At 61.4% G+C, this 6,433-nt stretch carries 8 protein-coding genes; 3 read left to right on the plus strand and 5 right to left on the minus strand.

Annotation, left to right across the window (positions count from 1 at the left end; all coding sequences use genetic code 11):
• Nucleotides 1–8: 8 nt before the first annotated feature.
• Nucleotides 9–503 carry a hypothetical protein gene (locus tag IB245_RS08335; RefSeq protein WP_192227288.1) on the minus strand — a complete coding sequence of 165 codons (495 nt, stop codon included), beginning with the start codon at nucleotides 501–503 and terminating at the stop codon, nucleotides 9–11.
• Nucleotides 504–572: 69 nt separating this feature from the next.
• On the minus strand, nucleotides 573–1,340 hold the full coding sequence (locus tag IB245_RS08340; RefSeq protein WP_192227289.1) for an AraC family transcriptional regulator: 768 nt from the start codon (nucleotides 1,338–1,340) through the stop codon (nucleotides 573–575).
• A 78-nt stretch (nucleotides 1,341–1,418) separates the two neighbouring features.
• On the opposite strand from IB245_RS08340, the gene IB245_RS08345 reads away from it, so the two are divergent.
• Entirely contained in the window at nucleotides 1,419–2,111 is a 693-nt protein-coding gene (locus IB245_RS08345; protein WP_192227290.1) for an aspartate/glutamate racemase family protein, read from the plus strand.
• A 1-nt stretch (nucleotide 2,112) separates the two neighbouring features.
• Here IB245_RS08345 and IB245_RS08350 read toward each other — a convergent pair whose 3' ends face one another.
• From IB245_RS08350 to IB245_RS08360, 3 genes are all read right to left on the minus strand, one after another.
• Nucleotides 2,113–2,634 carry a GNAT family N-acetyltransferase gene (locus IB245_RS08350; RefSeq protein ID WP_192227291.1) on the minus strand — a complete coding sequence of 174 codons (522 nt, stop codon included), beginning with the start codon at nucleotides 2,632–2,634 and terminating at the stop codon, nucleotides 2,113–2,115.
• 177 nt (nucleotides 2,635–2,811) lie between these two features.
• Nucleotides 2,812–3,792, minus strand: coding sequence for a LysR family transcriptional regulator (locus IB245_RS08355; RefSeq protein WP_192227292.1), 981 nt, complete (start codon nucleotides 3,790–3,792; stop codon nucleotides 2,812–2,814).
• A 75-nt stretch (nucleotides 3,793–3,867) separates the two neighbouring features.
• Nucleotides 3,868–4,308: a carboxymuconolactone decarboxylase family protein gene (locus IB245_RS08360; protein WP_192227293.1), complete on the minus strand. Its 441-nt coding sequence runs from the start codon at nucleotides 4,306–4,308 to the stop codon at nucleotides 3,868–3,870.
• Between the two features lie 201 nt (nucleotides 4,309–4,509).
• On the opposite strand from IB245_RS08360, the gene IB245_RS08365 reads away from it, so the two are divergent.
• Complete coding sequence (locus tag IB245_RS08365; protein ID WP_192227294.1) at nucleotides 4,510–5,943, plus strand: PLP-dependent aminotransferase family protein; 1,434 nt, start codon at nucleotides 4,510–4,512, stop codon at nucleotides 5,941–5,943.
• A 122-nt stretch (nucleotides 5,944–6,065) separates the two neighbouring features.
• Complete coding sequence (locus IB245_RS08370; protein WP_008042903.1) at nucleotides 6,066–6,359, plus strand: putative quinol monooxygenase; 294 nt, start codon at nucleotides 6,066–6,068, stop codon at nucleotides 6,357–6,359.
• The last annotated feature ends 74 nt before the right edge of the window (nucleotides 6,360–6,433 follow it).

A 6,433-nucleotide genomic window follows, 5' to 3' on the forward strand; every position in this document is an offset into this window, starting at 1 on the left:
CAGGAAGTTCAGCTACGATCTCGAGGGATCAGACTCTGCAACTGCAGCGCCAGGAAATTCGCATCGAAGGCAAAGGTGTCCGGGTCCTTCAAACCATTGGTCTTGCGCCACTGCCAGTTGTTGGCCGGCGGCAGGCACACCAGCGAAATGCTGCCATACCGCGCGGCGGTCAGGCCCATCACCGCCAGGGAAATCTGCCCGCCGGTGCCCATCACGTCCGGCACGAACTCCACGGGTTTGCCGGCGATCACGATGCCCAGTTTCTCGGTCTTGAATGTTGAAGTCTCGACCGGAACACTCGGCCCCGAGGCGACATATGCCTCGCGGCTGACTTCCAGCAGGTTCGGCGCCCGGACCGGTTCCAGCCATTGCTGGATCTGATCGAACAGCTCGCCAATGCGCGTCGCCCACACGGCCGATTGCGACTCGAACAGTTGTTTTTTGTGCGCTTCGCTGTCTGCGTAGTGGCGAAGCATCTCGCCCAGTTGCTGTACGTCGTCCATTGCGGTGTTCCTTTGTTGAAACAGTGCTGCGGACTTTGAGCATGGCAGATGCGCGCGGCGGGCGTACGACTAAAAGCGCGAGCGGTATTGGCTGGGGGTCATGGCGAGGAATTTGCGGAAGGCGCTGCCCATGTGCGACTGATGGGCGAAACCGGCATCAAGGGCGATGTCAGCCAGGCTCAGCCGGGTGTGCTCGATCATCCGCCGTGCCGCCTGCAGTCGTACTTCAACGAGGTAAGCGTGCGGTGTCAGGCCGATGGCGCGGGTAAAGTCGCGCAAAAAGCGCAACTCGCTCTGGCCGTAGGCCGCCGCCAGTTGTTGCAGCGTGAGGGGCTGTTGGAGTTGTCCAGCGATCAGGTCCAACACTTGGGCGAGTGCGGCTGGAGTGGGCCGATGAGCCTTTTCGACCTGCGGTTGCGCCAAACCCACAAATCCCAGGGCACATTGCTCCAGTGCCAGAAGGTCGGGTTGTGGCGCCAGTAACAAACGCCGCACTTCGCGCGCCAGGCTCAGCGCCTGTCGATTGCCACAAGACTGGACGCGATGGCCAACGGCGGGCAATTGTTCATCGGCAAACGATTCGTCCAGCTGCATCAGCAAGTATTCGCCACCGCTGGACGATTCGGAAAACACTTCGACGCCCTCCGGCGTGTACGCCAGAACACCGGGCAACGTATCGAAATCCACCCGCCGATCCGAGTCAATCGCGTGCACACCCTGCTGGCGCTCCAGCGTCACCCCGATGGTGCGCGACTGCGCCGGATCGCGTGCGCTGTAAGCGGCACGGGGCAGAAGTTGCAAGCTGACGTTAGCGCCCGGCAGCCGTTGACTCAGCATGTGAAATTTCCTGATAGAAAGCCGTGAAGCGCCACGGGATACTCCCAGACAAAGGGTTGCCATCAACAGGAGCACGCCATGCGCACCATCGGCCTTATCGGCGGCATGAGCTGGGAGTCCAGCGCCGAGTATTACCGCCTCATCAACCAACAGGTACGCGACCGGCTCGGGCCGTTGCGTTCGGCGAAACTGCTAATGTACAGCGTCGACTTCGGGCCTGTCGAACAGGCCCAGCATGCCGGCCGCTGGGACGATGCGGCGCTGATTCTGGTGGATGCCGCGCGGCGGCTGGAGGCTGGCGGCGCCGATTGCGTGGTGCTGTGCACCAACACCATGCACAAGGTCGCCGGGCAGATTCAGGCGGCGATCAACATTCCGTTCCTGCACATCGCCGACCCGGCCGGACAGGCGGCGGTCGATGCCGGTGCGCTGAACGTCGGGTTGCTGGGGACTGCGTTCACCATGGAACAGGACTTTCTCAAGGAACGCCTGACGTCGATGGGGCTGACCGTACTGGTGCCGGACGCCGGGGAGCGTCAAGCCGTGCACCGGATCATCTACGACGAGTTGTGCGTCGGCGTGATCAGCGAGGCCTCACGGCGGATTTATCAGCAGGTGATCGAATCCCTGAGCCAGCGCGGCGCCCAGGTCATCATCCTCGGCTGCACCGAAATCGGCCTGCTGATCAAACCCGAACACAGCACCCTGCCCCTGCTCGACACCACCGAACTGCATGCGCAGGCGGCGGTGGCGTTTGCACTGGGCGAGTGAATCAACCGGCCTTGGGCATGCGGCGCAGACGCGCCATGCTCAAGGTGTCCACCAGCATTCCGTCACGCACGGCGTAGTCCCGAAACAGGCCTTCGGTTTCAAAACCAAACTTGCGGTACAAACCGATGGCTGCTTCGTTGTCGGCGTACACCGACAGCTCGACCCGTTGCAGATTCATCCAGTTGTCGGCGATGTCCAGCGCGGTGGCCAGCAGCTTCGAGCCAACACCCTTGCCCTGCCACGCCTCAGAGACTCCCATGCCGAAATTGGCGGCATGGCTACGACGTATGCGCGAAAACTGCTCAAGACCGATGTTGCCGATCACCCTCCCCTGACTCAGCGCCACCAGTTGCACATGCCGTTCGTTGACCGGATCCAGGCGTTTGCGCCAGACCTCGATGGACTGAAACGGCATTTGCAGCACTTGCCGGGTAATCGCTGGCTCGTTGTAAAGCGCGGTGATGCCTTCGAGGTGGGATTCGTTGAAGCGTTCAAGCGTAATGACAGCGTCAGTGACGGGCATGGTTGATTCATCCTTGATACAGACATGGCCGCCCACTCTACAACGCAATCTTCCAGCATGGCGAATACCAATGTGGGAGCGAGACCGGCTTGCCGGCGATGGCGGTATAGCAGTCGCTATTGAAGTTGACTGGAACACCGCCATCGCGAGCAAGCTCGCTCCTACAGTTGATAGTGGTCAGGCTTCGAACCACTCCCGGCGCTCATTGAAGGTGTTTTGAATCAGCTCGACGATCATCTGCACCTGCGCCTCATCCTGCGACTGCGCATTGACCGCCATCCACACCTGGCGCTGCATCGGCTGGCCAAACAACCCCGGCAACGCGATGAGGCCACGGTCGAAATGGCTCATGTAACCAGGGAGCAAACCGATACAGGCGCTGCATCGGATCATCTCCAGCATCAGCTCGTAGGCATGCAGCTGCACCACCCCGGCGAGGCGCTGATCCACCAGCTCATTCCACGGCACAAAGCTCTCGACCTGACGATGAGGCTGCCATTGCACCAGCAGGAAATCAGCGAGGTCATCGAGGTTGTCCGGGCGTGACGCAGTGCGTGTATAACGCTTGGCAATGTGCGGCAGGTAGTCGAGCCGCGCCAGGCGTCGCGGCTCGCCGACGGCAAAACTCGGGCCCGGCAGCGGTGAATCGGTGCCAGCCAGCCACACCACGACATCGGCGCTGACGGCGCGCAGGGCCAGCTCGCTGTCGAGGGAAATGATCTCCAGACGCACGCTGGCGTTGCGGCGCAGCAAGGCCACCAGGTCGCGACCGAGGATGTCATGCAGGATCGATTCGGCGACGGCCAGGCGCACCAAGGGCTGTTCGATCACCGGCAAGTCGCGTTCATGGGCCAAGGCAATCAGCTGCGCCTGAAGCTGCAAGCCTTCACGACTGAGGGCAACCCCATTGTCGCCATGGCTGAACAGCGAGCACTGCAGGTGCGCTTCGAGTTGCGCCAACTGCTTGCGCAGCAACGTCGCCTTGATGTTGAGACTGCGCGACGCCTGCATGAAACAACCGCAGCGGGCACTGACCATGAACGCTTGCGCCAGTTGCGGGTCAAGCGCGGCGGCCTGCGCATGTATGGATGACGAGGTGTCTACCGGCGAGCGGTATTCGGCAGGGCTTTGGCGCCCGGCGGTTTCCATGAATGACATCAATGACTCCCTGTCGATCTGTCCTTTGAAAACCTCATCCTGCGCAACGTTCATGAACCTGATGTGACAGCGTCATCACGCGCTGGGGGACTGGCGAAAACTCACCGCCAGGCGATTCCAGCTGTTGATGGTGGTGACGGCGATGGTCAGATCGACAATCTCGCTCTCGCTGAACTGTTCACGGGCCTGGGCGTAGACGTCGTCCGGCACATGGCTTTGCGAGAGCAAGGTGACCGCTTCGGTCCAGGCCAGCGCCGCGCGCTCGCGCGGGTTGAAAAAGCCGCTGTCGCGCCAGACCACAATCGAATACAGACGCCGGTCGGTCTCGCCGAGGCGTCGCGCGTCCACCGAGTGCATGTCGGTGCAGAAGGCGCAGCCATTGAGCTGCGAGGCGCGGATCTTGATCAGGTGCAGCAGCGCCGGCTCGATGCTCAGGTTGCTGGTCAACGCCTCCATGGCGATCATCGCTTTCATCGCTTTGGGCGACGCGCTGTAGTAATCCAGACGGGAAGTCATGGCGTGCCTCGTGGATTGATAGATGTTTTCACGGTAAGCGCTGATGCGCCGGTGTTACAGATCCAATTGCGCGAAATACCGGTGGACCACTCCGAGCAGACCAATCCGCGGTTTTTCCCCCACGCAACTTCTGCACGGCGGCGCATGCGCGTAATCTGGCGCGACGCACACGTGCCTCAACCGCCCAGGAGCCCCGCCGGTATGGAACTTCATGTTGTCATCAACGGCCGCAAGGACCTGGCAGGCCAGTTGTACAACCAACTGCGCAGCGCCATCGAATCCGGTCGCCTGGCAGCCGGGACGCAACTGCCGCCCAGCCGTCTGCTGGCCGAACAGCTGGGCATCTCGCGCAAGACCATTTCCGACACGTACGCGCAACTGACCTATGAAAACTTCCTGACCGGGGTGATCGGCAAAGGCACCTACGTCAATGCCCGAACGGCCAAAGCGCAGCCCAAGCAAAGCCATTCGCAGTTGGCGAGCGCCGAGGTCATCGAGTCGTGGCGCAATTTGCCGGTGTTTTTGCGTCACCCGACGCTGGAAGGCTCGCTGCGTTATGACTTCATCGGTGGCGCCACCAGCAAGGGCCAGTTTCCGCAGGACGATTGGCGGCGCTGTACCTCCCACGCGCTGCGTCAGATGTCCGGCTCCAAAGGCTTCTACAGCTTGCCTGAAGGCCTGCCGGCGCTGCGCAATGCGATCGCCCGGCACATCGCGTTTTCCCGTGGGGTGAATTGCCAGGACGAAGACGTGGTGGTGTGCAACGGTGCGCAACAAGCGCTGGACCTGATCTCCCGCGTGATCACGCGCCCCGGCAGCATCGTCGCCATGGAAGACCCCGGTTACCCGCCCGCGCGCCTGCTGTTCGGCAGCCACGGCGCCACAGTGATCGGCGTACCGGTCGACGAAGACGGCATCCAGGTCGACAAAATCCCCCTTGGCACCCGGCTGATTTATGTCACGCCGTCCCACCAGTTTCCGCTCGGCATGCCGATGAGCCAGACACGTCGCGTGGCGCTGCTGGAGCGCGCCTACGAGTTGGGCGCGATCATCATCGAGGACGATTACGACAGTGAATTCCGCTACGAAGGCCGGCCCACCGACTCGCTGCAAAGCATGGATGAGCGCGGGATCGTCGCCTACGTCGGGACCTTTTCGAAAACCCTGCTGCCGGAACTGCGCCTCGGCTACGCGATTTTGCCGCCGGCGATTCTCGAAGCGGTGATCCGCGCCAAGCAACTCACCGACCTGCACACCTCCACCCTGCCCCAATGGGCACTGGCCAAATTCATTGCCGAAGGCTGCCTGCTCAAGCACATCCGGCGCTGCCACACCATCTACGCCGGGCGTCGCGAACGCATCCTCACGCGCATCGCCGGTGACCTGTCACCCTGGCTCGAAGCGATCCCGAGCACGGCGGGTTTCCACATGGTGCTTATGTGCAAAGTGCCTATCGATATGCCATTGCTGATCGAACTGGCGAAAAAGGTCGAAGTCGGGCTGTATTCCATCGATACCTTTTACTACCAGCGGGCGCCACAGGCCGGGCTTCTCATGGGGTTTGGCGCCATCGAAACCCTGGACATCGACACCGCGCTGGACCGCTTGCGTGACATTTTTCAGCAAATCGCCTGAGCGATTGGTCTGGGTTTTTATCCGGCAATTGGCTATTGGCGGTCCGCAAGTGCAGGCCTATCCTCGTAAGCGTTATCCCTCAATGAGCAGGATTCGTCCGGCCTGATTCAGGAGTGTGAGCAATGTCCAACGAAGTGATCAACACCGTAAAGGTGCAGGCCGCAGCCGGCCGCTCGGACGAACTGGGTAAGCAACTGCAAAAGATTGTCGAAACCCTGCGTGAACAACCGGGCTGCGAATCCTATATGGTCGACCGCTGCCCCGAGGACAGCAACCGCTGGAACGTCAGCGCCCGCTGGCAATCGGAAGCGGCCATGCAATCGCATTTCAACACCCCACAGGCGCAAGGTTTTATCGACCTGATCGATTGCCAATTGGCGAACGCCGTGGACTTCAACAGCTTCCCGATCCGTTAAACACCCCCCTGTAGGAGCCGGCTTGCTGGCGATAGCATCACCGCGGTGTACCTGATGCACCGAGGGGAATGGAT

The organism is Pseudomonas sp. PDM02, from assembly GCF_014852285.1.
Classification (GTDB): Bacteria; Pseudomonadota; Gammaproteobacteria; order Pseudomonadales; family Pseudomonadaceae; genus Aquipseudomonas; species Aquipseudomonas migulae.